Origin of the sequence: Streptomyces tailanensis, from assembly GCF_008386495.1 — a bacterium.
GTDB lineage: Bacteria > Actinomycetota > Actinomycetes > Streptomycetales > Streptomycetaceae > Streptomyces > Streptomyces tailanensis.
The window spans coordinates 34,813-60,240 of sequence record NZ_VTHJ01000039.1; the positions used below are offsets into that span (position 1 = coordinate 34,813).

Below are 25,428 nucleotides of genomic sequence, written 5' to 3' on the forward strand. Positions count from 1 at the left end.
GTCAGCGACCGACGACGACCAACGACGACCAATGATGGTCAACTACGGTCGACGACGGTTGCGGTGCACGCGGCGAGTATGAGCCACCGCATGCGCCCCCGACCATGGACATGCCCCGCCCGGAAGGGGTGTACGCGCGTGCCCGCACTTGTGCTGCTCGGTGCTCAGTGGGGTGACGAAGGCAAGGGAAAGGCGACGGACCTGCTAGGCGGATCCGTCGACTACGTGGTGCGTTACCAGGGCGGTAACAACGCCGGCCACACGGTGGTCGTGGGCGACCAGAAGTACGCCCTGCACCTTCTCCCTTCCGGGATCCTCACTCCGGAGTGCACTCCGGTCATCGGCAACGGAGTCGTCGTCGACCCGTCGGTCCTGCTCTCCGAGCTGAGCGGTCTGAACGAGCGCGGCGTCGACACGTCCAAGCTCCTGATCAGCGGCAACGCTCACATCATCACGCCGTACAACGTGACGGTGGACAAGGTCACCGAGCGCTTCCTCGGCAAGCGGAAGATCGGCACGACGGGCCGCGGCATCGGCCCGACCTATGCCGACAAGATCAACCGCGTCGGCATCCGCGTCCAGGACCTGTACGACGAGTCGATCCTGACGCAGAAGGTCGAGGCGGCCCTCGACGTCAAGAACCAGCTCCTCACCAAGCTCTACAACCGCCGCGCCATCGCGGTCGACCAGGTCGTCGAGGAGCTGCTGGGCTACGCGGACAAGCTCGCCCCGTACGTCACCGACACGGTCCTCGTCCTCAACCAGGCCCTGGAGGAGAACAAGGTCGTCCTCTTCGAGGGCGGCCAGGGCACCCTGCTGGACATCGACCACGGCACGTACCCCTTCGTGACCTCCTCGAACCCGACCGCGGGCGGCGCCTGCACGGGCGCGGGCGTCGGCCCCACGAAGATCAGCCGCGTCATCGGCATCCTCAAGGCCTACACGACCCGCGTCGGCGCCGGCCCGTTCCCCACGGAGCTCTTCGACGAGGACGGCCAGGCCCTGCGCCGCATCGGCGGCGAGCGGGGCGTGACGACGGGCCGCGACCGCCGCTGCGGCTGGTTCGACGCGGTCATCGCCCGCTACGCGACCCGGGTCAACGGCCTGACGGACTTCTTCCTCACCAAGCTCGACGTCCTCACCGGCTGGGAGCAGATCCCGGTGTGCGTCGCCTACGAGATCGACGGCAAGCGCGTCGAGGAGCTCCCGTACTCCCAGTCGGACTTCCACCACGCGAAGCCCGTCTACGAAACCCTCCCCGGCTGGTCCGAGGACATCACCAAGGCGAAGTCCTTCTCCGACCTCCCGAAGAACGCCCAGTCCTACGTCAAGGCCCTGGAGGACATGTCCGGCGCCCCGATCTCCGCGATCGGCGTCGGCCCGGGCCGTGACGAGACGATCGAGATCAACTCGTTCATCTAGTCCGCCGGTCCCCTCCGCGAGGCGGTCGACCCGGTGATGGAGTCGGCCGCCGTCGCGTATCCGCTACGGCGGCCAGATGGTCTGACTAGTCTGTGCGCCATGAAGGAGACGGGATGCTGCTGAGATTCAGGGTGGCGAATGTCAGATCCCTGCGCGACGAGCAGGAACTGTCGTTCGTTGCCCCTGAGGAAGCCGAGGCGGAGCGTGCCGCCGCCCGCGAGACGGTGTTCTCCGATGGCCGCAGGCTCCCCGTCCATACCGTGCTCGGTGTCTTCGGCGCCAACGCGTCCGGCAAGTCCAATGTCGTCGCGGCCCTGAAGAACATGCGCCGTGCGGTGTTGCGCTCGTACGCCGACTGGACCTCCTACGACGGCATTCCGCGCGACGAGTTCGCCCTCGACCCGAAAGCCGCGTCGGAAACCTCCCTCTACGAGGCGGACATCCTCCTCGAAGACGGCGTCCGCTGGACCTACGGCTTCGAACTGGGCTCGCGCAGGGTCGAGGCGGAGTGGCTCTACGCCTATCCCAAGGGCCGCCGTCAGGTCTGGTACGAGCGGGACGCGACCCGCGAGAACCCCTTCGACTTCCCCGGTGACCGGCTCCACGACCGCGCGCGGCTGGCCCGCACCATGACCGTGGACTCCCTGCTGCTCACCCGCGCGGGAAACGCCGGCCACGAACAGCTCGCGCCTGTCTTCGACTGGTTCAGGGAGAACCTCTGGGACGTCACCCCTGAGACGGAGCGCCCGCAGCGTGAGGCCTACACCGCCCAGCGTCTGCTGCACAGCGAGGACTTCCGCAGACGGGCGGAGGAACTGCTGCGCGTGGCCGATCTCGGTATCGCCGGGGTGGAGGTCGAACAGACCTCGTCCGGTCGGCCGCTGGTCCGGTTGGAGCACGCGGGAGGCGGCGGGAAGACGCTCATGGACTGGGAGGCGGAGTCCTGGGGCACCCGCTCGTGGTTCGCCCTGATCGGCCCCTTGCTGCTGGCCCTCGACACCGGCGCGGTGCTCCTCGTCGACGAACTCGACTCCAGCCTGCATCCGCGCTTCGCGGCCGAGGTCGTACGTCTCTTCCAGTCGTCCCGGGTGAACCCCAAGGGCGCGCAGCTCGTCTTCACCGGCCATGATCCTTCCCTGCTGCGTGCGCCGGGCGGCGGTCGGCTGCTGCAACCGGGCCAGATCTGGCTCACGGAGAAGGACGAGCGTGGCGCCACCGCTCTGTCGTCGGTTGCCGACTGGGAGCCGACGGAGGACGAGGACCTGATGACCTCCTACCTCGCGGGTTCGTTCGGAGCGGTGCCGAAGGTGTCGGAGGGGCAGATCGGACGGCGGCTCCTTCGGGCGGACGAGTTGGCGCGGATGGAGGCGGAAGAGGACTGATGGCGAGGACAAGGGGCGGGGACGGCATCAACCGGAGGAAGGGCGGAGGGGGTACGAAGGGCCGCACCGGCAGACCCCGCCAGGTCTACGTCTTCACCGAGGGCGAGGTCACCGAGCCCGAGTACATCGACATCATCATGAAGAACGGCACCCCGGCCAAGGCAGGGGAGACCGTCCAGCACCACATCGGCAACCCCAACGCCGAGAGCAAGCTGCGCAAACCCTTACGTCTGGTCCAGGAGGCCGTCCGCACCCTGCGCAAGGTGGAGCGGGAGGCGAAGGAGGCCGGGCTGAAACAGGACAGGGACTGGAACTGGCCGCAGGTCTGGGTGCTCTTCGACCGCGACGACCACCTGTCCATCCCGGAGGCCCGACGCCTGGCGGAGAAGGAGGGGGTCAAGGTCGCGTACTCGCACCCCTGCTTCGAACTGTGGCGGTTGCTCCATTACACGAACTACACCAGCAGCTTCGGCGGCGTCTGCGGCGACGCCAACGGCCGCCTGCGGTCGCGTCCCGGTTTCGCGGCGACGTACGGGCGCAGTGTGCGCAGCGTCAGCGAGACACAGTCCAAGCACGTGCGCGAGGAACAGGTGCTGAGCGAGGACGGCAGCCGCTACCGCGACGCCAAGAGGTACGCACAGGCGATCAACAAGCGGTGCGATTCGCCGAACCCGAACGACTGGGACCCCTACACCGACGTCTGGCGCTTCGTGGAGGAAGGACTGCTCCTCGGCGGCTACTAGGCTGAGGGGTCGTACTACTCCGCGGCGGAGCGGTACGCCGCTCTGCCCGCCCGCCTGCTCATACCTTTGGGAGCCCGTACGTGGCCAAGCTCACGCTCGACCAACTGGAGCGCCACCTCTTCGCGGCGGCGGACATCCTGCGCGGCACGATGGACGCCGCCGAGTACCGCGACTTCCTTCTCGTCCTGCTGTTCCTCAAGCGCGCCAACGACGAGTTCGAGGCCGCCCACGAGGAGATCATCGAAAAGGAGATGGCTGCCGGGGCCTCGCACGAGGAAGCGAAGGAGGAGGCCGCCGAACCGGCCAACTACACGGCCCGGCGGATCATGTACGTCCCGCCGGAGGCCCGTTGGGAGCGGCTGGCCGAAGCCGTGGACGACGTGGCCACGCGGTACCTCCAGCCCGCGCTCGACGCGATGGAGGGCCAGAAGGGCAACGAGCGGCTGCGCGGCCTGTTCAACCACATCAACTTCAACCGCATCGGCGGGGGCGGCGGCACCGGGGCGGCGGCGGCCAAGCTGGCCGACAAGCGGCTGTCGGCGCTCATCGGCCACTTCGGCGCCCTCCGGTTGCGCGGCGACGACTTCGAGTTCCCCGATGTCATCGGTGCCGCGTACGAGTACCTGCTGAAGGACTTCGCCGACTCGGCGGGCACCAAGGGCGGCGAGTTCTACACCCCGCGCGCGGTGGTGCGGATGATGGTCGAACTGGCCCGGCCCCGCCCAGGCCACAGCGTGTACGACCCGTGCGTCGGCTCGGGCGGCATGCTCATCCACGCCAAGGAGTACATCGAGGAGCACGGCGGCAACACCGAGGACCTGGCCCTCGCCGGGCAGGACGCCAACAACGGCTCCTGGGTCATGGCCACCATGAACATGCTGTTCCACGGCGCCCACGACTTCGACCTGAAGACCGGTGACACCCTGACGCAGCCGCTCCACCTGGACCGGTCGTTCGACGTGGTGCTCAGCAACCCGCCCTTCTCCATGGACTACCGGGCCGCGGACATCGACGACATCGACGACCGTATGCCGCACGGCCAGACGTCCGAGAAGGGCAAGGCCGACCTGATGTTCCTCCAGCACATGCTGCACATGGTGAAGGGGCGAGGCGGCTCGGTCTTCACCGTCATGCCGCACGGCGTGCTGTTCCGCGGCGGCACGGAGGAGAAGATCCGGGCGAAGCTCATCGAGGACGACCTGCTGGAGGCCGTGATCGGCCTGCCCTCCAACGTCTTCTACGGCACCGGCATCCCCGCCTGCGTGCTGGTGCTGCGCTCGCGCGGCCGGAAGCGGGACGGCAGGGACGACCAGGTCCTCTTCATCAACGCGGACCGCGAGTTCCACGCCGAGCGCGCGCAGAACGTCCTCCTGCCCGAGCACGTGGAGAAGATCGTCTCCACCTTCCACGCGCCGGTCGGCACGGACGTGCCGCGCTTCGCGCGGTGGGTGGAGCGGGGCGAGATCCGGAAGAACAAGTACAACCTCAACATCCGCCGCTACGTCGACAACACCCCGCCGCCCGAGCCGCAGGATGTGCGGGCCCACCTAGTGGGTGGTGTGCCGAGGGCGGAGATCGAGGCGCCGGAGAAGGCGGCGGTGCTGGCGGCGTACGAGGTCAAGCTCACGGACCTGTTCGCCGAGCGCCCGGCGGATGGCGACGGTGACTCATCCCCGTATGTCGACTTCCTGCCGAAGGACCGGCGCCCCGACGCCGACCGGCTGTCCGCACTGACGGAGGACCGGGAACGGGAACTCCGGGAGACCTTCGACAAGTGGTGGGCCACGGAGACGGAGAACATCGCCAAGCTGGCGCCGTACGAGGGCGACGACCGCACGGAGTCCGAGAAGCGCGCTCAACTCGCCCGACTACGGGCCGAGTTGATCGACTCCTTCCGTGAACAGTTGCTGAGCGTCGGCCTGCTGGACCGGTACGCCCTCGCGGGCGCGGTCGCCGGGTGGTGGCAGGAGGCCCGCAATGAACTCAAGGCGCTGGCGGAGAACGGCTTCAAGGGCGTCGTCGAGGGCTGGGTCGACACGGTCGAGACCCTGCTGGAGCCGGAGCCGAACCCGTGGACGGGCGGCGCGCGCAAGCGGACTGCCGCCGAGCGGCGGCAGGCGTACGGCCACAAGGTCGTCGCCCGCATCGCGCCCAAGTTCCTGAAGGACCTGGCGGAAGCGGACGCGGAGAAGGCACGGCTGGACGCGAAGGTGAAGGCCGCCGAGGAGGCGGAGGCGGCGCGGGCGGCTGCGGCGGCGGGTGTCTCGGAGGACGGCGAGTCCTCGGACTCCGCCGAGGGCACTCCCACCCTCGACCCGGCGGTGGCGGAAGCGCTGCTCAGCGAGGCCGACTTGAAGAAGGCGAAGCGGGACCGCACGGCGGCGGGCAAGGCGGTGAAGGCGCTGGAGGAGGAGTTCTACCCGCTGGACGGCCTGGGCGCGGGGGCTGCGGCGAAGACCGCCAAGTCGTCCAAGGCCGCTGAGTCCGCCGCAGCCTCCGACGACGCGGCCGGCCAGACGACCCTCGACATGACCCTCCCCGCCGAGCCCGACCGCCCGACGCCGGGCCTGCACGGGGCCCGCGACGCCCTGGACGAGGAGGGCGCGCGAGGTGTCGTCCTCGGCATCCTTTGCGACGACCTGGCGTCGAAGCTGGAGGGTCATGTCGTACGCAGACGGCGTGAGTTGATCGACACGTACGTGGGCTGGGAGCGCAAGTATCTGGTGTCGCTGCGAGACATCGAGGCTCGGCGCGAAGCTGCGGCCGAGCGGCTGAACGGCTTCCTGAAGGAGCTGGGCTATGTCGGCTGAACTGGATGACGTCCGGTGGGTGCCTGTGGGCGAGGTCGGCGAGGTGCGGATGGGGAAACAGCTTTCGCCGGCCAGTAAGGATGCTGCGGGGCAGATGCCTTATCTCCGGGTCGCCAACGTGTTTGAAGGGCATATCGACTACGGCGATGTGAAGACCATGGGATTCACCGACGTCGAGAAGCGCATCTACGAACTTCACCCCGGGGACATTCTCCTTAACGAGGGGCAGGAAAGCCTGTTCAATGTTGGGAGGAGCGCAATCTATACGGGCGACAGCGAGTCATTTTGCTTTCAGAACACGCTCATTCGCTTCAGGCCGCATAGTGGCGTTTTGCCTGATTATGCGCAGGAAATTTTCGTGCAGTGGCGCCGCTTGGGGCGGTTTGCCAGCGTTGCAGAAAAGACCAGCATCTCCCATCTAGGGGGAAGTCGGTTCGCAAAGATGCCTTTTCCGCTCATTCCGCTGGAGGGACAGCATCGAATCGTTGAAGTCTTGGAGGGAGCCACCGAATCGGAGCGGGCCTCGAAGGTGGCGGTAGCCAAGCTGCGCTCAGTCCGGCGTGGTCTCGTACTGAACGGCATGGCGGCAATCGAGGGCGACGCTACTCCACGGGGCTGGGAGCGCGTTCCGCTGAAGGAAGTCGTTCCATCGGCCGACTACGGGATCTCTGTCGCTCTGAATAGTGACGCCAGCGGTACCCCTACGCTGCGTATGAATAATCTGCGTGATGGTCGACCTGATCTCAGGGAGTTGCGCTACTCGCCGCAAGAGGTGGACTCTCGGCATCTCCTGCGAGCAGGCGACGTGTTGTTCAACAGGACCAATAGCATCGAGCACGTCGGTCGCGCTGGCATTTGGGGAGGGGAGCTCGAAAAGGCCACTTTCGCCTCCTATTTGGTTCGCCTGAACCCCGATACCAGGCGACTCGACCCGCGCTACCTGGTGGAATGGCTCCAGCATCCTGTGATCCGACAACGAGTGCGTTCGATTGCGACAGTCGCAGTTCAGCAGGTTAACGTGAACCCATCACGGCTCCGCGAGTTGGAAATCGACCTGCCGGTCGACTTGTCGGATCAGGCCAAGCTGGTTTCCGCCCTGGACACATGCGATCAGCAAATCGCTGCGGAGATCGACAACCTTGAGAAGATTCGCACGATGAAGCAGGGCCTGGCTGCCAAGTTGCTCAGTGGAAAACTCACCCCCGCAGCCGCGTAGAAGGGTGTCGGCGCGAACTACCGGGAGGCCCTTGGTGCCCGTCAGAAAGCCGTCCACCGAGCGCCAGCGCCGTCTCGGCGCCGAGTTGCGCAGGATGCGCGAGCACATCGGTATGACGATCAACGAGGCAGCCACGCTGCACCGCACGGACCGGACGACGGTGAGTAATACCGAATCCGCCCGCTCTGGGGTTAGCAGTGACCGGGTGAGGGTCTGGGCCGCCAACTACCGTTGCCCTGATGCGCAGTACGTCGACGCCCTGGCCGACATGGCCAGGGAGCGTGGGCCGTACTGGTGGGACGAGTATCGGGAGTCGCTTCCCACTGGCCTGCTGGATATCGCGGAGATGGAGCACTACGCGGCCCGGCTACGGTCGGCTCAGATCATGCATATGCCTGGCATTCTCCAGCTCCCCGACTACATGCGAGGCATCTTCGCTGAGGCGGTGCCGACCATGGACCCGGTGGATCTGGAGCGGCACGTCGAGTTCCGGCTCAGGCGCGCGGCGCTGCTCGACCGGCCCCAACCGCCCTCATGCGAGTTCCTGATCCATGAGACGGCGTTGCGCATGAGGTTCGGCGATCGGAAGGTTCTGCGCAGGCAGATTGACCATCTGCTGAAGCAGGCTGAGCGGCCCGACATCACAACCCGGGTCGTGCCGTTCAGTGCCGGTGGCTTCGCCAACGCCGGCAGTTCGACGCTCTACGCGTGCGGGCCGGTGCCGCAACTGGACACGGTCCAGATCGACGTACCGACCGGTGTCACCTTCCTCCATGCCGAGACCTACCTTGTGAACTACCGCGCGGTTCTTGACCGTATGCGTGAGCGTGCGCTGGAACCGGAGGTGTCGCTCGACTTCATTCGGCAGGCGGCCAGAGAGATTTGAGGGTTGGGGACCGGTGGAACTTCGCTGGCGTAAGTCGTCCTTCTCGGCGGATACCGGGGCCTGCGTCGAGGTTGCGGAGGACGACGGCTTCGTTCTTCTCCGAGAGGGTGACGATCCTGACGTGATCGTCCGCACCACACACCGGAAGCTGCGCGCTTTCCTCGAAGGGGTCAGGGCGGGGGAGTTCGACGACTTCACGTAGGCGCCCTCAAGTGGCTGTTGGTGGCATATGCCAATCTCCGCGAGGTGAGACAACATGTTGTCTCGCGCATCCTGTGAGTCGTACTGTGTGTAGCGGCGAAGCGGCACTGAGTGAGAGTGGTGCGCCGTCACGCAAAGCGCCCCGGCGGTGTGCGACCACCCCGGGGCATGGCCAACGCCTCGTAGGAGCGTCAGCATGTCCCACCGTATCCGGCCCGGTCTCGCACGAACACTCGTGCATGCGGCCGTCCTTGTCCTCGCGTGCCTCTTGCGTGTGATCGTCCCCGTCCCCGGACCCTTGCCGGACGTGGTCCGGCGACCGCCCGGTTACCGGGTTCTCGTCGCCGGTGCCGAGATTCCCGCACTGCCGCCGTACCTCCTGCGGTTCCGTAGGAGGACCGCCCCGCCCACGCCCCGCCCCGCGCCCCGCATCCGCCCCTACCTCGTCGCGCACGAACAGCGCATGCGGCGGCGAGCGTTGGTGCTCGCGCTCGACGGGATCGATGTCGGGCCATGGGTGATCCACGGCCACCGCATCGGCCGACCGGTCGCGGCGCCCACGATGGGGGTGGCGGCCTGATGAGCAGCACACCCCGGATGCAGATCAACCGCGTGCCCAGCAAGCCCGTACGACGAGGAGAGGACGGCGCACTCACGATCGACCTCTGGCTGACCAGGGACGGCGGATTCGAGACCGACCTCGCTCTGCGCCTTACGCCCGCCGAGGCGGAGGTCCTGCACGCCCAACTCTGCTACGCGCTCGACGACGCGACGGCCTCGGTGATCACGCCGGTGTCCAAGCTGCCCGACTGCCGCAAGCCCTCCGTGGGCAGCCCGGGAGTCCACTGGCCGTAGGGACAAATTCTCCGCGTGGGGGCGGCACGCACGCACATCACCGTGTCGCCCCCACGGGCCGTAGTCGACTCGTCCCCTTCGTATGGTCGGCGTCTGCGGGCACCGTCGAGAACACAGCGAACGTCCACCGACCGGGAGCGCACCGTGACCGCCCCGCCCGAAGATCCGCAGGCCGACGAGCCGCTCATCCCGATGCCCGCGCTCACCCCTGGAGCGCTGCGCACCGCCGTCGAAAGCCTGACGCCGAGCCGGACACCGACGTTCATAAGCGATCTTGTCGATGCGACCACCAGAGCCCAGCAACTCCAGTCGTTCGTGCCGCTCCGTACGTTCGTCCATGCCTGGGGTGTGATGGTAGCGATCCAGAGGTATCCCTCACGTGCTGCCCGCTTGGGCCATCTGGAAGATGTGGTGAGCGCCGGGGAGGCCGACCCCACGGCCGCCGTCGCCGAGATCAGGAAGATCCACGCGGATGCCGAGGCCGAGGCCGGGCTGTGATCGACTGAAAGCGGGACTACAACACAACGCATAGATCTGTCTTGGCTCGGCTCACAAAGGCGATGTGGGCGCGGGCCGGGCCCGCTCCCGATACCGTCGAACCAGAGGAACCTACTCCCCTTCCAGGAGACCCGCACGTGACTGCCCAACCTGTAGCGCCGCATGGCGGCGATCCGCTGATTCCCATGCCTGACAAGACTCCGGCAGCCCTCCGCGTCGCCGTGACCCGCCTCGATCCCGCCAACGCCCTCCCGCAGTTCGACAAGCACTGGGACGAAGCCACGCAGGAGGCCCGCGACACGTTCACCCTGACTCCGTGCCGCGCCTTCCTCGAACACTGGTTTGGGTGGGTCGCCGTCCATCGCCTCCCCTCTGTGGCGGCCCGTCTGGCCGAGTGTGAGCGGATCGTCGCCACCTCCGACGACCGAGCCGAACGCCGCGCCGCCGCTGCCGAAATCAGCCGCATCCTGGCCACAGCGCAGGAGAACGCCGGTGAGTGACTGGACGTGGGAGTACTGCCCCAACGCCGAAGAGGTCGTCGGGGGACTCACGGACAAGCAGCGGGCCGTGGTGGAGGACATCGCCCGGAGGATCGCGGAAGCCGTCGGAGTGCGTCGCATCGGTCATCCCTTCGACATTCAGGAGTCCGCCTCGGGCGTCCGTACTTATGCCGAGGCGAACGTCATGCTCTGGTATCAGGAGGACTACCGGGACGACACCGTCCTCATTCTCCGCGCCCAGTGCCTCGACGCCGAATGACCGGCACGCCTCCTTCGGCGGCGGCCGCCCTCGTGGCGTAGCGGATCAAGGCCGGTGATCGGAGTAGGGGCGAGGAGGCATCATGAGCAGGGGCTACCACACCGGCTGGAGCGTCCGCCCCGAGCACCGGGAGGATCCCGCGTGCAGGGCCGCCGGGCGGCGTATGGACTTCGCTCTCTCGGTCTACGAACGGCGCTCGGCGCTGGGGCTGAGCAGTGCGGAACTCGCTGAACGGGCCGGGCTGACCGTGGAGGAGATCGAGCGCATCGAGGAGAGCGGCGTCGACCCGACCCTCGAACTGATCGAGAGCCTGGCCGAGGCACTGCACTCCGGCGCGCTGATCGATCCTCGCGCGACGCCGGAGTTCCGCTTCGAGAGCCGCGCCGCGTAACCGCACCTCGGCATCACGTAACCGACCCGTCGAACGCGTCGCTGAGCAGTTCCGTCAGGAGGCCCAGAGGTGCGACAGCGGTTCCCGTCCGCCCAGGGGCGCGCGAACCGCCCGCGCGCCCTCCGTCGTGGACCACAATGGACCCTCACACGTTCACCGTGACGCAGGGGAGGGCTCAGGCGCATGGCTGCCGGAGTAGTCAGGGAGACCGGCGAGCAGGGCGAGGCGGAGCGGCCGCTGCTGGAGCATCTCAAGGCGATGGGGTGGCAGCACATCGAGGGCGCCCGGCTGATGGAGTCGGGGGAGCGCGGTGATTATCGGGAGGTGCTGTTGGAGCGGCGCCTGCGGGCCGCCCTGCGGCGTACCTCGGCCTGGATGACGAGCGACGCGCACACTGATCCTGCCGTCTCCCAACTGCGCGCCGTCGCCCGCCATGTGTCCGCCCAGTCCCTGCCGGGGGCCAACCGGGACGCCACCACCCTCCTGCTGCACGGTGTCCTGCAGCCGGGGCCGGACGAGCGGGACGTGAAGACGCCGTTCTTCGACTGGTCGCGTGAGGCGCTGGAGGGGAGACGCGAGGAGATCCTGGCCCGCAACGACTACCTCGTCGTCGACCAGTTGCGGGTGTGTGACGCGGACGGGCGGCCGTCCGTGCTGGACCTTGTCCTCTTCGTGAACGGCGTTCCGTTGGTCGTCGTTGAGTGCAAGTCGCCGGACATACGTGACCCGCTCGGCAAGGCCATCCGTGACCTGCGCGCCTACACCGGGAGGCCGTTGGACGACGACACGCGGCACGGCGCCGGCGCTCCGCGCGGCATACCGCATCTGTTCGCCCCGGCGCAGCTGCTGGTCGCCGCCGACGGAACGCATGCCGCGCTCGGCACGTACTCCTCGGCCGAACAGCACTACGCGCTGTGGCGCAGCGTCAGCCCAGACTACGGCGACCCGGCGCGGCCGGGCGACGACGGTGTGGAGGAGCTGCGCCGTGAGCTGCGCGGCTGGGGGCTGCTCGGTCCCGAGGAGGCGCCCACCCTTCAGCAGAAGCTGACCGCGATCGTCCTCAGGCCCGGCAACCTGCTCAACATCGTCCGGCACTACGTCTTCGAGAAGCCCGTCGACGGGGAGAGCGGCGACGACACGGGGCGTCGTGCCCGTGCCACCGAGCCGAAGACGGCCAAGGTGGTCTGCCGCCACCAGCAGTACCGTGCCACCGAGAAGATCGTGGCGCGGCTGCGCACCCGCCCGAGTCGCCGCGTCACCGGCGGGGAGCGGGACGAGCGGGGCGGCGTCATCTGGCACACGCAGGGCGCGGGCAAGAGCTTCACCATGCAGTTCCTGGCCCGGCGGCTGCACATGAGCCGGGACCCCGAGCTGAACGGGATCACCCTGGTCGCGGTCACGGACCGGACCGACCTTCAGCGGCAGTTGCAGCGGGCTGTGAAGCTCAGCGATTCCGAGATCCGGCAGGCCACCTCACGTACGGACCTGGAGAGTCTGCTCCAGCGGGCGGGCCGCTCCGGCGGGCGGGCGGTGATCTTTGCGACGATCCAGAAGTTCCTCGGCGATCTGGTGCCCGGCACGGGGGAGGGGGACGACACAGCCGACGGCCAGGACCGCGCATTGGCCGAGGACTTCGAGCAGGCGCGGCGGCGGGTCGAGGCGGGCGAGAGTGCCGAGGAGGTGGCCGACCCCGCGCCGGACGAACGCACGCTGAGCCGCGCCGAGCGGATTTTCCCCGAGTGCAGCGACTCGGACCGGGTCCTGGTGCTCGTCGACGAGGCGCACCGCTCGCACACCTCCGTCCTCCACGCCTGCCTGCGCAAGGCCCTGCCCAACGCGGCCCGGATCGGCTTCACCGGCACCCCGCTGATGCAGGGCCGGCTCAAGGACACCGGGCGCATCTTCGGCATGGAGCCGAGTACCGAGCCCGGCGGGAACCCCGAGTTCCTCGACACGTACCGAATGACCGAGGCCGAACGCGACAAGGTCGTCGTGCCCGTCCGCTACGAAGGCCGCGCCACCACCGCCGAGGTGCGCGACAAGGAGCGGATGGACGAGTGTTTCGAGGACCTGATCGAGCCGCTGGACGAGGACCAGCAGGAGTGGGTGCGCAAGAAGTACGGCGCTCCCTCCGCGCGGGCCGTGGCCGCGTCGGCGCCGCTGATCCGGCGCAAGGCGATCGACATGCTGGAGCACTACGTCACCGGGCCGCTCACCGGCGGGTTCAAGGCCCAGGTCGCCGCGGTGAGCCGACGGGCAGCGGTCATGTACCGCGATGCTCTGCGCGATGCGCGAGCCGATCTGCTGCGGCGCGTCGCGGAGTTCGACGGCAGCGGTGGGCGCGAGGCCCTGCGGGGCAGGGCACCTGAGACGTACACCGCTGAGGAATCGCTCCTGCTGCGCGCCTGGCAGTTCCAGGAGCTGCTGCGGCGCATCGACTTCGTACCGGTGATCTCCGCGGGGGCCGAGCAGAAGGAGGGGGTGTGGCGCGAGTGGACCGACAGCGACAAGCAGGGTGAGCACATCGCGCGCTTCCTCCGGCCGTTCCCGCAGCTGCCGCCCGACAACCCCTGGGCGACCCAGCCGCCGACCGAGCCCGACCCGGTCCCGGCCGGTTCCGTGGGCGGCATGAACCCATGGAGCGATCTGGTCTTCGGCGGCGGTGCGCGCGGTGGCGAGGGGCGCGGGGAGGAGACCGAGCAGCCGCCCATCGCCTTCCTCATCGTGAAGTCGATGCTGCTGACCGGCTTCGACGCGCCCATCGAGCAGGTGCTGTATCTGGACCGGCCCATCCGCGACGCGGAACTGCTCCAGGCGATCGCCCGCGTCAACCGTCCTGCCCGCCGCAAACGGGAGGGGCTGGTCGTGGACTACTACGGAGTCCTGAACAACCTCGGCGTGACCCTGGCCGCGTACCGGGGCAACCCGCCCGCGCTGGACTCGCTGCGCAGCATGGCGGACGAGATTCCGGAGATGAAGCGGACGGCCGACGAGGTGCGAGCGTTCCTCGCGGGGGCGGGCATCGACCCGGACGGGCTCACGACCCGAGCCGGGCTCGGCAGCGCCGTGCTCGCCCTCGCGGACCCGACGGTACGCGCCGCTTTCGACACCAGTCTGGGCGAGTTCCTGGGAGCCGTGGACCGGGTGCTGCCGCACGAGAAGGCGCTGGACCACTTGCATGACGTACGGGCGTGGAGCGTGCTCCAGATGCGTGTGCGCCGCCACTACCGCGACGACACTGGTGGCGACTTCGTGATGCGTGGATACGGGCGCAAGGTGCGCGCGCTGATCGCCGACCACCTTGAGGCGCAGGAGGTCGAGCAGCGGATCCCACCCGTCTCCATCCTCGCTCCGGACTTCGACGAAGTGGTCGGCACCCTCCCCGTGCGCGAGGCCGCTGCCGAGCAGGTACAGGCCCTGCGTTACCACCTGGAAGAACGGCTGGCCGTCGAGGAGCGTCCGGTGTACCGGCAGCTCTCCGTCGAGCTGGAGCGGGTGCTGGAGGAGTTCGCCGGGAACTGGGAGGACATCTCCCGGGAGCTCGGGCCGCTTGTCGACAGAGCCCGGCGCGCCGAGCAGGCCGATCCTGCCGTCGCCGATCTGTCGCCGATGCGGCAGCGGTTGTACATGCTGATCGGCGAGAAGCTGGCGGAGAGCGAGAGCCTGGAGCACACGCCTCCGGAGAGGTTGCGTCATCTGGTCGATGTGACGTACGGCGAGATCACCGGCACGGTGCGGCTGGCGTCCTTCGGTGGCCAGGAGCGCCATGTGACATTCCTGGAGTCGGTGCTCTACGAACGGCTCCGGGCGCCCGAACTGCGGCGCTCGGGCCTGGGACGGGAAGAGGTCAAGCGGCTCTCCTCGGCCCTCGCCGGGTACGCGGTGGAGCACCTGGAGGAGTTCCGGGCCGAGACGCGGAGAGAATAGGCCCATGCGCGCACAGCCCGTCCGTTCCATGGCCCGTCTCGATGAGCCTGAACTCACCGACGACGGGACGCTGGTCGTGGATGGACGTGAGCTGAGAGTGCGGATCAGCCCGCGGCGGCGCCGCCTGGGCCTGACGGTCGAGCGGGACAGGTCCCTCACTCTGCACGCCTTCGAAGGATGCGCGGTCGGGCGGGCAGAGGAGTTCGTACGAGGCAGTGAGGTCTGGATCGCCGCCAAGACCCGCCTCAGCGACGAGCGCCGCCAACTGCATCCCGCACGTTCTCTTCGAAACGGCGAGATCCACCGCTACCTCGGGCGGGATTACCGGCTCCTGGTTGTCGACAACAGGCAGGGCGAAGAACCGGCGCCGCAGGCGGCACCGGTGAGACTCGTGGCAGGACGGCTGCGCCTGGACCGAGCTGTCGCCGCCGATCAGACGCTCGCACGGAAGGCACTGGCGGACTGGTACTGCCGGGCCGGGGAGCGCTGGATGCGGGGACGGCTCCAGCCGTGGGCGGCGCGGATGGACGTACCCGAAGCATCGGTACGTGTACGTGACCTGGGCCATCGGTGGGGAAGCTTTCGCTCTGGGGCGGCCGGCCACGGGGTGATTTCCCTACACTGGGCTACGTTTCAGTTGCCTATCCATCTCGTCGACTATGTCGTCGCCCATGAACTCGCACATGCGCGAGTGTCCGGACACGGGACCGACTACTGGCGACTGCTGGGACGGGCGCTTCCGGAATGCCGTCGACTGAAGGCCGAACTGGACGAACTGGGACGGCGTGTGTGGATGGGGGACCTCGACCGCTGACCGGGTCCACGGCGCCGAGGACCCGGTGTTCCCCCGGCCCACGGCGAGGCCGCCGCCGCGGTCCCCGGCGCCCGCCTGGTCACCGTCGTCGGCTTGGGCAGAGGACAGAGGCCTGAGCGCGTTACAGTCCACTTACGCCTTGCCGACCTCTCACCACCGAGGTCATCCGAGCCACCGGACACAAGGAGATGGCAACGTGAGCGCTCAGCACGCCGAACCCGGCGACGCCCCCGTGATTCCGCGCCCAGAGCGCACTCCGGCGGCCTTGCGTGCGGCTTGCGCCATCGTCGCCCCTCACCTCCTCCCCGCCTATGACCAGGCCAAGGACCAGGCCCTCGCCGCGGCACTGGAGCATGACTCCGTGAAGCCCGTCCATGCCTACCTCGCACATTGGGCCGCCCTGATCGAGATCGAGCGACATCCCGAAACCGCGAAGGCGTACCGCCGCGCCGAGTACCTCGCCCAGATCGCGACCACTCCGGGCGAAGCACGCGACCATCTCACTACCGCGAGCGGCATCTACCGCGATGCGGCTGAGGCGGTGCGCGGCGCGTGAGCTGGGAGTGGGAGTACGTCCCGGACGAGGAGACGGTGGCGGCCGGTGCGCCACCCACGTTCCTTGCCGAGGTCGAGAAGAGGGCCGACGAACTCGTCAGAGCCGCCGAAGCCCTGTATCTGCACGGGCCTGGGTACCAGGAAGCCGACGAGGGGGCGAAGCACGCGTTCCTGAACGGCGGCTTCTTCGTCTACATGATCACGCCGCGCTCGGAACTCGTCTCCATCTGGCAGATCACACCCGATCCTGACCCGCATGTCTGACCTCCCGGCCGACTCAGCCGGCCTCCGCCAGTCGGCGTTCGAGGCCGGCGCGCGTGCTCGCCGCGCGTGGGTCCTCGAAGTCGGCCAGCAGTCGCAGTGCCTCTGCCCAGTGACTGCGGGCCGCCTGAGGGTCCTCGCCGTGTACGGCTGAGCCCAGGCCGTCGAGGGCCAGGGCCTCGTGCCAGGTGTCGCCGAGTTCGTGGTGGGTGGTGGTGGCCTGACGGTGGAAGTCGGCTGCCTCCGCGTGACGGTCGAGCCGGCGGTAGACCTCGCCCGTACGGTGCCACGCGAGGGCCTGTTTGCTGCGGTCGCCGAGGTGGAGTTCGAGCGTGGCGGAGCGCTGGTAGGAGGTCAGGGCGTCGGCGAACCGGCCGTCGGCCTGCTGTGCGTCGCCGAGGGCGAGCAGCCAGTAGGCCTCCAGGCGGAGGTTGCGGAGGCCGAGGGCGATCTCGACTGCCGTCTGGGCCGAGGCCAGGGCCTCTTCCGTATCGCCTTGTTCACGCTGTAGTCCGCTCAGCAGGCGCAGGATGTTGCCCTCGCCACGCTTGTTGTCCAGGGCGCGGTGTGCTGCCAGCGCCTGCTCGATGGCTGTCGTGGCCTGTGGAAGGCGTCCGGCTCTGTAGTGGGTGGTCGCGAGGTTGGACAGCGCGGTGGCGGTCCAGAGGGCCGAGCCCTGTTCCTCGAACAGGGTGATGGCCTGCTCGAAGTGGCGGGCGGCGGTGTCGAGTCGCCTGCGGTGGAGGTGGTTCAGGCCGATCAGATTGAGCGAGTGCGCCGTGTTGAGGCGGTCGCCCAGTTCGTTCCAGATCTCCAGCGCGTTCCGGTGGCATTCGAGACTCTCGGCCAGCTCGTTGACCCGTGAGTGGGCCATGCCGAGGTCCGTGAACAGGAGGGCCCGCGCGGCACGGTCGCCGGACCGGCCCGCCGCGTCCAGTCCGACACGGCCCACGCCCAGCCAGTCGGCGCCCGCGGCGGAGGGGAACTGCGCGTGCCAGAGAGCGGCGCACAGCTGCCAGGCGAGCCGGTCGTCCTCGGCGGCGGCCGCTGTACGGACCGCCTGCAGCAGGTTGGTGTGTTCACGCTCGGCCCAGTCCACCGCGGCGTCGTAATCGGCGAAGGACAGGGGGCGCACTCCGTTCGGAGGCGATGCGAGGCTCAGGCGGTCCTCGTCAGGGCTGATCCAGCTCTGGACCGCGTCGGCCGTGTGGAGATACCACTCCAGGACGCGGCGCAGCGCGGCTCTCCGGCCCTCCTCGGGCTCCTCGTGCTGGGCCTGGTCGACGGAGTAGGCGCGGAGCAGATCGTGGAACTGGTAGCGGTCCGGGGCGGTCTGTTCCAGCAAGTGGGCCCCGACCAGCGAGTCCAGCAGCTGGCGGGCCCGGATCGTCGTGACTCCGGCGAGGGCCGCGGCGGCGGCCAGGCTGAACTCGGGGCCGGGATGGAGGCCCAGCAGACGGAAGAGCCAGGCCGCCTGGTCGGGCAGCGCGCGGTAGGACCAGGCGAAGACGGTGCGGACCGCCTCGGCTTCGTCGTCGTCGCCCGTACTCAAGGCGTCCCACAGGACGGATTCGTCCCGCAGATCGGCCGTCAGGTCGTGCAGCCGCATGTGGGGGTGGCTGGCGGCCCGTTCGGCGGCTATGCGCAGGGCCAGGGGCAGCCGTGCGCAGAGCTGGGCCAGTTCGGCGAGTTGCCGCTCGTCGTCCTGCGGCCGGTAGTCGGCGGTCACGGCCCGCAGCAGCGCGATGGCCTCGCGCTCCGGCAGTGTTCCCAGGGTGAGCCGCCGTGCTCCGTCCCGGACGGCGAGGCCGGACAATCGGCTGCGGCTGGTGACCACGACCAGCGAGCTCGCGCCGCCGGGCAGCAGCGGACGGACCTGGGCCACCGTGGCCGCGTTGTCGAGGACGACCAGGATCCGGCGGTCGGCCAGCAGCGAGCGGTAGAGCGCGGCGGCCGCGTCGAGGTCCTGCGGTACGGACTGGGCGCGGACCCCCAGCGAGGGCAGGAACCGGTGCAGGGCTTCCTGGGCGGTGACCGGTCGCCCAGGATCGTAACCACGCAGATTGACGTAGAGCTGGCCGTCGGGAAAGCGGTCGCGGACCTGGTGGGCCCAGCGCAGCGCGAGCGAGGTCTTGCCGGCGCCGGCGGTGCCGGCGATCACGTACACCGAGACGACGAGAGGATCGTCGCTCTCGCCGGTCAGTACCGCGTTCAGCTGGTCGAGTTCCTCGGTCCGGTTGACGAAACCGCGTACGTCGGCGGGGAGTTGCCGTGGCGTGGGGGCCGCGGAGCCGCCGTCCCGCGTCGCCTGTTCGTGGAAGTGGATCCCTCCCGCGATGTCCCTGGCCTGTACGACGTCGCGGGAGGACGTCCCCGACACTTCGGAGTGCGTGCTGCCTGGGCGCTTGTCGTCGTCGGCGCTGGACACGGTGATCGCTTGCTCCGTCCTCCTCCGCGGCTGCTCCGGGGCTGTGGTGGTTACAGGGTCCTGGGCGGCGGCAGGTGCGCCACCTCCCGCTCGAAGTAGGACCTCACGTCGTCCCCTGCCTCGTAGAGCCTCCTGATGTAGTTCTCCCAACTGCCGACCAGGTCGTGATCGGTGTAGCGGAGCGCGCCGAGTGTGGCGCCGGCCTCGGTGTAGAGGACCTGGAAGAGGGTGGCGCCGCCGAGGACGACGATTTCCGGCAGTCGGCATGTGCGCTCCACCGAAGCCACCTGCTCGGCGCCGACCACGCGAATCCGCTCTCCGTACTCGGCGCGCTGGCGATGGGAATGCAACTCCCACTGCAGGTACGGCGACAACGGCTTCTCGACCACCCGCACACGGTGAAAGCGATGCCCCTTGCGGGTGTCCTCCCGGGCGGTGGCGAGCAGGGCGTCGCGCCGGTTCTCGAGCAGCCGCAGCGCTGTCGCCCACTCCCCTCGGCGTAGGGCGTCACGGCTGGGACTGCCCTCCTCTTCGAAGTGCTGAAGTCGCTCCAGCTTCCAGGAGTCCGCGTCCCGGATCGCCGCGTCACGTTCTTGGAAGTCACGCTTGTAGGCGTCGCGGGTGAGCCGTTCGCCGTACTCCGGTACGAGAACCGGGGGAAGGAGGTCAAGCATCGGGGATGTCCGCCTTCGCCGCGCTGAGCATGCTTCCGGGGATGACCACCAGCCGCTCGTCCGGCGCGAGAGTCACGCCGTCGGGAAGGCGGGAGCCGTAGGCGACCGTGAGGTCCCTGCCGATGACCGCGATGTCGCCGTTGTCGAGCTGCCAGATGTCAGGGCAGTCGTCCCGGCCGTCCGAGTTGCCCAGCTCCTTGGCCGACTTGCCCAGCCGCCGCTCGAATAACGCGGAGGGATCGGCCTCCCATGCGCGAGTCATCTTCCGCCCCCAGTCCATTTGGTTGCACGTTCAGCTACTACAGATTGTATCCGTCTCGATACGCAGAACAACCGGGCATTGGGCCACCCCGGGGCTCGTTCCGGCCGCAATGGTGCCGTGAGCGCCCCGGCTCAAGCGGCTGGGGCCTCGCTCGACCTGGAATTCAGCCGACGGCACACGCCGGCGGGGCAGGTCTCACTGCCGAGGGGCAGGGGGCAGGGGCAAGGGCGTGCGGTGGCTACTTGACGATGCCGAGGGTGAGGGCGCCGGAGGGGGCTTCGCAGCCGGGATCCGACCGGGACGGGTCGAGTTGGGCGGGGGACGTGAGCAGCTCGGCTTCGGCGGAGAAGACGACGGCCGCCCCCGATGCCGGAGGGGGCGTCGGGGCTCAGCCGGTCCATCGTGTCGCGCTTCCCCCGCTCCCCGCTTCCCCCGCTCCCCGCTTCCCCCGCTCCCCGCTCCCCGCTTCCGCCGTGGCTCCCGACGCCCACGGCCGTGCGCGGATCTTTGCACAATGGCAAGGGAGTTGGAGGTGGAAGCCGGAGAAACCGCCGGGCAGCTGCACCGGGTGCGCGGGCGATCGCCGAGCCGTTCTTCCTCGATCTGGGCGCCGATGTGTCGTACACGCCGGTCATGAACGCCGAGGACCTGAAGAAGGGCCTGGAACAGCTGGACTGCTGACCCCTCAGCTGAACACGATCATCGACCCCTGGGCCAGGCTTCGGGTCGCCGCCGCGTGGAGGCCCAGCCAGACGTGGCGTTCGCGGGCGAAGGGACTGGGGTCGTAAGGGGCGGGGACGGCTGGTTCCTCCAAGTCTGTGGGGAGGAGGGGGGCTTCGGGAGGGGCCGGGGGGTTCGCCGGGTCGATGCCGATGGACGGGGCCACGAACTCCAGTTCACGGAGGAGGGCCTGGGAGGAGCCCAGGGGGCCGCCGCCGGCGAGGAGTTCGTCGTCGGAGAGGGGCTGCGGGAAGTCGACCGGGACGTAGGCGCCCGCGTGGTCGTAGTGCCAGACCAGGTGCGACTGCTGGGCCGTCGTCTCGAACATCTCCAGGAGTTGCTCGTAGTCGCCGCCCAGCTCGTCCACCGGGGTCACCGCCAGGCCGCACACCTGGAGCAGATACGCCCGGCGCAGGAAGTGCAGCGCGTCGTAGTCGAAGCCCGCGACCGGGGCGACATCGCCGGTCAGCCCCGGCATGTACTGGAACACCGGCACCGGCGGCAGCCCGGCCTCGGCCAGCAGCTTGTTGTAGAGCGCGAGTTCCTCGGCGAAGGGATTGTCGGGCGTGTGGCACAACACGTCGACGAGCGGGACCAACCAGAGGTCACAGGCCAAAAGAGAGCTCCTCACTCACATTGTGGTCAGGGAAGCGTAGTCGCTGGACGCGGCTTCAGTCCCCCTCGTGCAGGTCCCATACCCATACACCGCCCACCCACTTACCGGGGTGCCCGACCAGCTTGTCCACCGTCTCCCGCAGTTGCTCGTCGTACAGCTGCGGGACCAGGACCAGTGCGCCCGCCCGCCAGTACGCGAAGTCCCGGCGGGCCTGCGCCTGCCAGTTCTCGCCGATCACCGGGAGCCGGCCGCTGTAGCGGACGTCACGCAGGAGGTGGGAGGTGTGGCGCGGGGCGGCGCCGTAGATGCCGGTGCGGTCCTCGCCGAAGGGGCCGTTGAAGTAGCCGCCGGGCATCCGGAAGCCGAAGTCGGCGGTGGTCTGCCAGTGCAGCGCCTCCGCGTTGCCGGGGTCCGGCAGCGGCACGGGGACCAGGGTCTCGCCGGCCCCGGTGTCGACGTACGACTTCCAGGTGCCGTCCGCGATGAACGCCGGGACCTCCGGCCGCTCCACCGACCTCAGCGGGGCCGGGACGATCGGCAGCAGGGCGAGGGCGATCGCGAGGAAGCCGATGTACTGGGTGCCGATGCTCCCTGCCGCCGCCAGGCGTTCCCAGGCGAGGGCGAGGAGCATGCCCAGCACCGGGGCGCAGATCATCGCCACGCGGCCCTCGACGACCGACTCGAAGAGGGGTTTCTCGGCGAGCAGTGCCCAGGGGCCGGGGAGGATCAGGTCTGTTTGGGGGAGGCGGACCTTCGGGCCCAGGGAGAGGACGGCCGAGGTGAGTGCCGTGAAGGCGAGTGCCTTCACCAGCGGGCGTTCCCAGAGGCGTACGACTATGCCCAGGGCCAGGAGGGCCAGCGGCCAGCCGTAGAAGGCGTTCTGCTCGGTGGGGTTGAGGGAGAGCGCGTCGGCGCGTTCGCGGTCGCCCGCGAGGAGGGAGCGTTCGGCGAAGGAGAGGAGGGCGAGGGGGCTGTTGCCGGCGTGGTCGCCGTGGCCGATGCTCGTGTAGCTCTGCGGGCCGAAGAACTGCCAGGAGAGCGGGAAGGCGACCAGCGGCATGGCCACCAGGGCCGCGATGCCCAGGCCCTGCAGCAGCGGGCGCCCGTACTCCCGGGCCAAGTCCCGTTGTACGAGCCCGTACGCTGCGGCGAACAGCAGCATGCCCATCGCGGCGAGGAGGAGGGCTTCCTCGCCGAGGAAGATCTGGTACGCCGCCATCAGGCCGAGGACGACGCCGTCCCCTACGGTTCGCGCGCCAGTACACAGCCGTAGTGCCCGGTCCACGATCAGCGGGATCATGAACAGGACGATGAAGTTCGGGTGCGCGTTGGCGTGGCTGACCATCGGGGGCGCGAAGGCGGCGAGAGCCGCTCCGGCGAAGGCCGCGCCCCGATGTCGTACGACTCTTTTGACCAGCAGCCAGTACCAGGCGGCGGCCGTGGCGGCGAGGCCCAGGGTCATCGCCAGGGCGAGGCTGATCGACGGGCCGAGGGTGAGCGTGACCGGGGTGAAGGGGACCGACAGGCCCAGCATGACCGTGTTGGCCATCAGGTTGACGCCGTCGGGGAAGCCCTGGAGGTTGGTGAACAGGGGGTTCCGCAGGTGGGCGACGTTGTTGGCCGTGACCGCGAAGAACCACTCCCACTGGTTCTGGTCCTGGAGGGAGTCCGGGAGGTAGCGGCCGTTCGGGTCGAGCCAGCGGCCGGCGTAGAGGGCCACCGACATCAGGAGGAAGGTGATGATCGCGAGTACGTCGGCGGGGCGGGCGTGGCGGAGGGTGTGGCGGGCCGAGCGGGCCTTCAGGGCGGCGAGTTCGCCCAGGACGCGGGCGTAGTCACGGCGCCGGATCTTCGAGCCGGGCTGATGCGACCAGCGGATCGGCACCTCGGCGACGGGCCAGTCGTTGCGCCGGAAATGGTGGAGTATCTCCACGTCTATCCCGAACCCGTTGAGGCGGGACGCGGCGAAGGCCTCGCGGGCGCGGTCGCCGTCGAGCAGCTTGAAGCCGCACTGGGTGTCGCGGATGCCGGGCACCGCGAGCCCGCGTATCAGTAAGTTCCCGGCGCGGCCCAGGGCCTCGCGCAGCCGGTGCTGCCGTCGCCCGATGCTCGCGCCGGGCGCCTCGCGCGAGCCGATCGCGGCCGCGTGCCCGTCGGAGAGCGCCTTGTCGAGCAGCTCCAACTCGTCGATGGGCGCGGCGAGATCGGCGTCGGTGAGCAGCACGCGACGGCCGTACGAGGCGCAGACGCCGAGCCGCAGGGCGTGGCCCTTGCCCAGGTTGCGGGGGCCGCCGGTGACGAGCTGGACGCGCGCGTCGCGTGCGGTGACGGCGGCGACCACCTCGCGCGTACCGTCCGTCGAGCCGTCGTCGACGACGATGATCTCCCAGGTGGCGGCGGCCTGGGTGGCGGTGAGGTGGTCGATGATCGCGTCGAGCGTGGGGGCGAGGCGGCGCTCCTCGTTGTAGGCGGGGATGACCACCGAGAGGTCGACGCTCACCGACGACGCGGACGTGATGCCGGACGACGACCCGGAAGTGCCGGACGTTCCGCTCATCCGCCGCCCGTCCCGGGTTCCACGAGGGTCAGCGAGTGCTCGTCGTACCCGGCGACGATCTCCCGCGCGGTCCGCGCGTCCCGGCGGCCCAGGGCGTCGACCAGATCGGTGTACCCGGCCCACAGCCGACCCCTCAGATCGTCCGCCCGGCGCAGCCGCTGCACCGCGCACACCCAGGACTGCAGACGCAGCCGGTGCAGGAAGTCGGTGAGGTACGGGTTGCCGAACAGGGTGGTCAGCTCACGCCAGAACCGCAGGTCGTAGCCGATGAGGATGTTCAGGTCACCGGAGATCGCCGCGCGCCGCGCCTCCTCGCCGCGCCGCCGGACCCCGGCGAGGGCGGCTGCCGTACGGGGGTCCACGTCCACCTTGCGGTCGCCGAGCCGGTGGAACATGCCGTCGGTGACCATCAGCCGGGCCTCGACCATGTTCCGGTAGTCGGCCGCCGAGTACTCGTGGACCTCGAAACCCCGGTGCTGAACGGCGTCCAGCAACCCCTGCGCGGACAGGTCCACGAGCGCCTCGCGCACGGGCGTCGCCGACACCCCGTACTGCTCGGCGATCTCCTTCACCGTGAACTCCTGCCCCGGCTTGAGTCTGCCGGCCAGCACCTCGTCACGGAGCGCGTCCGCGAGCTGCTGCCGCAGGGTGCTACGGGTCACGGCGCCATTGCCGCCGCCGGTGCCGGGCATCGTGGTCTGGGTCCCCAATCCGCGTACGGATACGCATTCCTGTGCGTTGCTGTGGGCGCTGTGCGTGCTCTCTGTGTTCTCTTACGAGCACGTCACCTTACGCGTTCGGATTCGGCGGAAGGTGTTTTGGGCCCGCCGCTTTACGGCCGCCTTCCGGCTGTTGGCGCCCGCCGGATCAGTTGATGTGGGCGGCGATGGTTCGCGCGCACACCAGGGATTCGGTGTGGGTCGTGTCCACCTTCAGGTCGTAGAACACGCCCTCGTGGACGACGTCCGCCTGCGAGGCGGCCATGCCCCGCGCCCGGTCTCCCCGGGCGATCTCACGGCCCGCCGCGACCTCGGGCTCGCACGTGACCCCGACCCACAGCACGGACAGGTCGCCGAGCGCCTTCTGCCAGCGCCGCTGGGACGCCGTTCCGCCGAGGAAGACGTCGTCGACGATGATCCTGGCGCCCGCGCGGGCCATCGCGACGACGCCCTCCGTCCAGGCCGCCTCCAGCGCCCGGAACTCGGCCCCGACGGTCACCGTGCCGTCCGCCGCGATGTCGAACCCGTCGTCGGACGCCTGCATCTTCGCGGGCAGGGCGTCGACGAACGAGTCACACCCGAACGCCAGCCACGGCTCCGGCAGCACGTCCTGCAGACACCGCACGATCCCGGACTTCCCCGAGCTGGAACCACCGTTGAGGATGACCATCCGCGTCAGCATCGGGTCACGGTACGGCGCGGCCCGGACGGCGCGCACCGAATTTCGGTGGG

General features: G+C 69.1%; 25 protein-coding genes. 18 read left to right on the top strand and 7 right to left on the bottom strand.

The annotated features are described in order from the left end of the window. The first annotated feature begins 138 nt into the window (after positions 1-138). The 17 genes from F3T56_RS28080 (at position 139) to F3T56_RS28160 (ending at position 16,723) form a co-directional block, all read left to right on the top strand. Complete coding sequence (locus F3T56_RS28080) at positions 139-1,422, top strand: adenylosuccinate synthase (RefSeq protein WP_149828156.1); 1,284 nt, start codon at positions 139-141, stop codon at positions 1,420-1,422. A 113-nt stretch (positions 1,423-1,535) separates the two neighbouring features. Next, positions 1,536-2,804, top strand: a complete 1,269-nt coding sequence (locus F3T56_RS28085) for an AAA family ATPase (protein WP_149828157.1) — start codon at positions 1,536-1,538, stop codon at positions 2,802-2,804. Next, on the top strand, positions 2,804-3,547 hold the full coding sequence (locus F3T56_RS28090; protein WP_149828158.1) for an RloB family protein: 744 nt from the start codon (positions 2,804-2,806) through the stop codon (positions 3,545-3,547). The genes F3T56_RS28085 and F3T56_RS28090 overlap by 1 nt, the downstream gene beginning before the upstream one ends. An 80-nt stretch (positions 3,548-3,627) precedes the next feature. Further along, positions 3,628-6,357, top strand: coding sequence for a type I restriction-modification system subunit M (locus tag F3T56_RS28095; protein ID WP_149828159.1), 2,730 nt, complete (start codon positions 3,628-3,630; stop codon positions 6,355-6,357). After that, positions 6,347-7,573, top strand: a complete 1,227-nt coding sequence (locus F3T56_RS28100) for a restriction endonuclease subunit S (protein ID WP_149828160.1) — start codon at positions 6,347-6,349, stop codon at positions 7,571-7,573. The genes F3T56_RS28095 and F3T56_RS28100 overlap by 11 nt, the downstream gene beginning before the upstream one ends. A 34-nt stretch (positions 7,574-7,607) precedes the next feature. Further along, positions 7,608-8,459 carry a helix-turn-helix domain-containing protein gene (locus F3T56_RS28105; RefSeq protein WP_149828161.1) on the top strand — a complete coding sequence of 284 codons (852 nt, stop codon included), beginning with the start codon at positions 7,608-7,610 and terminating at the stop codon, positions 8,457-8,459. Positions 8,460-8,472: 13 nt separating this feature from the next. Beyond that, positions 8,473-8,661: a DUF397 domain-containing protein gene (locus F3T56_RS28110; RefSeq protein ID WP_149828162.1), complete on the top strand. Its 189-nt coding sequence runs from the start codon at positions 8,473-8,475 to the stop codon at positions 8,659-8,661. Between the two features lie 195 nt (positions 8,662-8,856). Then, the gene (locus tag F3T56_RS28115; RefSeq protein WP_149828163.1) at positions 8,857-9,240 is read left to right on the top strand and encodes a hypothetical protein; all 384 of its coding nucleotides are present in this window, start codon (positions 8,857-8,859) and stop codon (positions 9,238-9,240) included. Continuing rightward, positions 9,240-9,515, top strand: coding sequence for a hypothetical protein (locus F3T56_RS28120; RefSeq protein ID WP_149828164.1), 276 nt, complete (start codon positions 9,240-9,242; stop codon positions 9,513-9,515). The genes F3T56_RS28115 and F3T56_RS28120 overlap by 1 nt, the downstream gene beginning before the upstream one ends. Positions 9,516-9,659: 144 nt before the next feature. Continuing rightward, complete coding sequence (locus F3T56_RS28125; RefSeq protein WP_149828165.1) at positions 9,660-10,013, top strand: hypothetical protein; 354 nt, start codon at positions 9,660-9,662, stop codon at positions 10,011-10,013. 185 nt (positions 10,014-10,198) lie between these two features. After that, positions 10,199-10,513: a DUF6247 family protein gene (locus tag F3T56_RS28130; protein ID WP_149828166.1), complete on the top strand. Its 315-nt coding sequence runs from the start codon at positions 10,199-10,201 to the stop codon at positions 10,511-10,513. Next, complete coding sequence (locus F3T56_RS28135; RefSeq protein WP_149828167.1) at positions 10,506-10,772, top strand: hypothetical protein; 267 nt, start codon at positions 10,506-10,508, stop codon at positions 10,770-10,772. The genes F3T56_RS28130 and F3T56_RS28135 overlap by 8 nt, the downstream gene beginning before the upstream one ends. Before the next feature lie 82 nt (positions 10,773-10,854). Beyond that, positions 10,855-11,163 (top strand): helix-turn-helix domain-containing protein, encoded by a 309-nt coding sequence (locus F3T56_RS28140; protein ID WP_149828168.1) that lies wholly within the window; start codon positions 10,855-10,857, stop codon positions 11,161-11,163. A 183-nt stretch (positions 11,164-11,346) separates the two neighbouring features. After that, entirely contained in the window at positions 11,347-15,090 is a 3,744-nt protein-coding gene (locus F3T56_RS28145) for a type I restriction endonuclease subunit R (protein WP_149828169.1), read from the top strand. 4 nt (positions 15,091-15,094) lie between these two features. Further along, the gene (locus F3T56_RS28150) at positions 15,095-15,904 is read left to right on the top strand and encodes a YgjP family zinc-dependent metalloprotease (protein ID WP_246203942.1); all 810 of its coding nucleotides are present in this window, start codon (positions 15,095-15,097) and stop codon (positions 15,902-15,904) included. A 196-nt stretch (positions 15,905-16,100) separates the two neighbouring features. Next, a complete protein-coding gene (locus F3T56_RS28155) occupies positions 16,101-16,460 on the top strand; it encodes a DUF6247 family protein (RefSeq protein ID WP_149828170.1) in 360 nt (119 codons plus the stop codon). After that, complete coding sequence (locus F3T56_RS28160; protein WP_149828171.1) at positions 16,457-16,723, top strand: hypothetical protein; 267 nt, start codon at positions 16,457-16,459, stop codon at positions 16,721-16,723. The genes F3T56_RS28155 and F3T56_RS28160 overlap by 4 nt, the downstream gene beginning before the upstream one ends. A gap of 13 nt (positions 16,724-16,736) precedes the next feature. Here F3T56_RS28160 and F3T56_RS28165 read toward each other — a convergent pair whose 3' ends face one another. The 3 genes from F3T56_RS28165 to F3T56_RS28175 are packed head-to-tail and all read right to left on the bottom strand — an operon-like array spanning position 16,737 to position 20,084. Next, entirely contained in the window at positions 16,737-19,148 is a 2,412-nt protein-coding gene (locus tag F3T56_RS28165) for an ATP-binding protein (protein WP_342786990.1), read from the bottom strand. A gap of 50 nt (positions 19,149-19,198) precedes the next feature. After that, on the bottom strand, positions 19,199-19,822 hold the full coding sequence (locus tag F3T56_RS28170) for a DUF6879 family protein (protein WP_149828172.1): 624 nt from the start codon (positions 19,820-19,822) through the stop codon (positions 19,199-19,201). Beyond that, positions 19,815-20,084 carry a hypothetical protein gene (locus F3T56_RS28175; protein WP_149828173.1) on the bottom strand — a complete coding sequence of 90 codons (270 nt, stop codon included), beginning with the start codon at positions 20,082-20,084 and terminating at the stop codon, positions 19,815-19,817. The genes F3T56_RS28170 and F3T56_RS28175 overlap by 8 nt, the downstream gene beginning before the upstream one ends. A 495-nt stretch (positions 20,085-20,579) precedes the next feature. Between F3T56_RS28175 and F3T56_RS28180 the strand changes: the two genes are divergently transcribed. Continuing rightward, positions 20,580-20,765 carry a hypothetical protein gene (locus F3T56_RS28180; RefSeq protein ID WP_149828174.1) on the top strand — a complete coding sequence of 62 codons (186 nt, stop codon included), beginning with the start codon at positions 20,580-20,582 and terminating at the stop codon, positions 20,763-20,765. Positions 20,766-20,769: 4 nt separating this feature from the next. On the opposite strand, the gene F3T56_RS28185 is transcribed toward F3T56_RS28180, so the two are convergent. From F3T56_RS28185 to cpt, 4 genes are all read right to left on the bottom strand, one after another. Next, entirely contained in the window at positions 20,770-21,420 is a 651-nt protein-coding gene (locus F3T56_RS28185; RefSeq protein WP_149828175.1) for a hypothetical protein, read from the bottom strand. A gap of 55 nt (positions 21,421-21,475) precedes the next feature. Next, the gene (locus F3T56_RS28190; RefSeq protein ID WP_149828176.1) at positions 21,476-23,977 is read right to left on the bottom strand and encodes a dolichyl-phosphate beta-glucosyltransferase; all 2,502 of its coding nucleotides are present in this window, start codon (positions 23,975-23,977) and stop codon (positions 21,476-21,478) included. Then, a complete protein-coding gene (locus F3T56_RS28195) occupies positions 23,974-24,669 on the bottom strand; it encodes a GntR family transcriptional regulator (RefSeq protein WP_149828177.1) in 696 nt (231 codons plus the stop codon). The genes F3T56_RS28190 and F3T56_RS28195 overlap by 4 nt, the downstream gene beginning before the upstream one ends. Positions 24,670-24,844: 175 nt before the next feature. Beyond that, positions 24,845-25,378, bottom strand: coding sequence for a chloramphenicol phosphotransferase CPT (cpt, locus tag F3T56_RS28200; RefSeq protein WP_149828178.1), 534 nt, complete (start codon positions 25,376-25,378; stop codon positions 24,845-24,847). Positions 25,379-25,428 lie beyond the last annotated feature (50 nt).

Bases quoted from the DNA above. Each gene is read 5' to 3' on its own strand.
- F3T56_RS28085 (WP_149828157.1), top strand. From the start codon at position 1,536: ATGCTGCTGAGATTCAGGGTGGCGAATGTCAGATCCCTGCGCGACGAG.
- F3T56_RS28090 (WP_149828158.1), top strand. From the start codon at position 2,804: ATGGCGAGGACAAGGGGCGGGGACGGCATCAACCGGAGGAAGGGCGGA.
- F3T56_RS28100 (WP_149828160.1), top strand. From the start codon at position 6,347: ATGTCGGCTGAACTGGATGACGTCCGGTGGGTGCCTGTGGGCGAGGTC.
- F3T56_RS28115 (WP_149828163.1), top strand. From the start codon at position 8,857: ATGTCCCACCGTATCCGGCCCGGTCTCGCACGAACACTCGTGCATGCG.
- F3T56_RS28120 (WP_149828164.1), top strand. From the start codon at position 9,240: ATGAGCAGCACACCCCGGATGCAGATCAACCGCGTGCCCAGCAAGCCC.
- F3T56_RS28130 (WP_149828166.1), top strand. From the start codon at position 10,199: ATGCCTGACAAGACTCCGGCAGCCCTCCGCGTCGCCGTGACCCGCCTC.
- F3T56_RS28140 (WP_149828168.1), top strand. From the start codon at position 10,855: ATGAGCAGGGGCTACCACACCGGCTGGAGCGTCCGCCCCGAGCACCGG.
- F3T56_RS28145 (WP_149828169.1), top strand. From the start codon at position 11,347: ATGGCTGCCGGAGTAGTCAGGGAGACCGGCGAGCAGGGCGAGGCGGAG.
- F3T56_RS28150 (WP_246203942.1), top strand. From the start codon at position 15,095: ATGCGCGCACAGCCCGTCCGTTCCATGGCCCGTCTCGATGAGCCTGAA.
- F3T56_RS28170 (WP_149828172.1), bottom strand. From the start codon at position 19,822: ATGCTTGACCTCCTTCCCCCGGTTCTCGTACCGGAGTACGGCGAACGG.
- F3T56_RS28175 (WP_149828173.1), bottom strand. From the start codon at position 20,084: ATGACTCGCGCATGGGAGGCCGATCCCTCCGCGTTATTCGAGCGGCGG.
- F3T56_RS28190 (WP_149828176.1), bottom strand. From the start codon at position 23,977: ATGAGCGGAACGTCCGGCACTTCCGGGTCGTCGTCCGGCATCACGTCC.
- F3T56_RS28195 (WP_149828177.1), bottom strand. From the start codon at position 24,669: ATGCCCGGCACCGGCGGCGGCAATGGCGCCGTGACCCGTAGCACCCTG.
- cpt (WP_149828178.1), bottom strand. From the start codon at position 25,378: ATGCTGACGCGGATGGTCATCCTCAACGGTGGTTCCAGCTCGGGGAAG.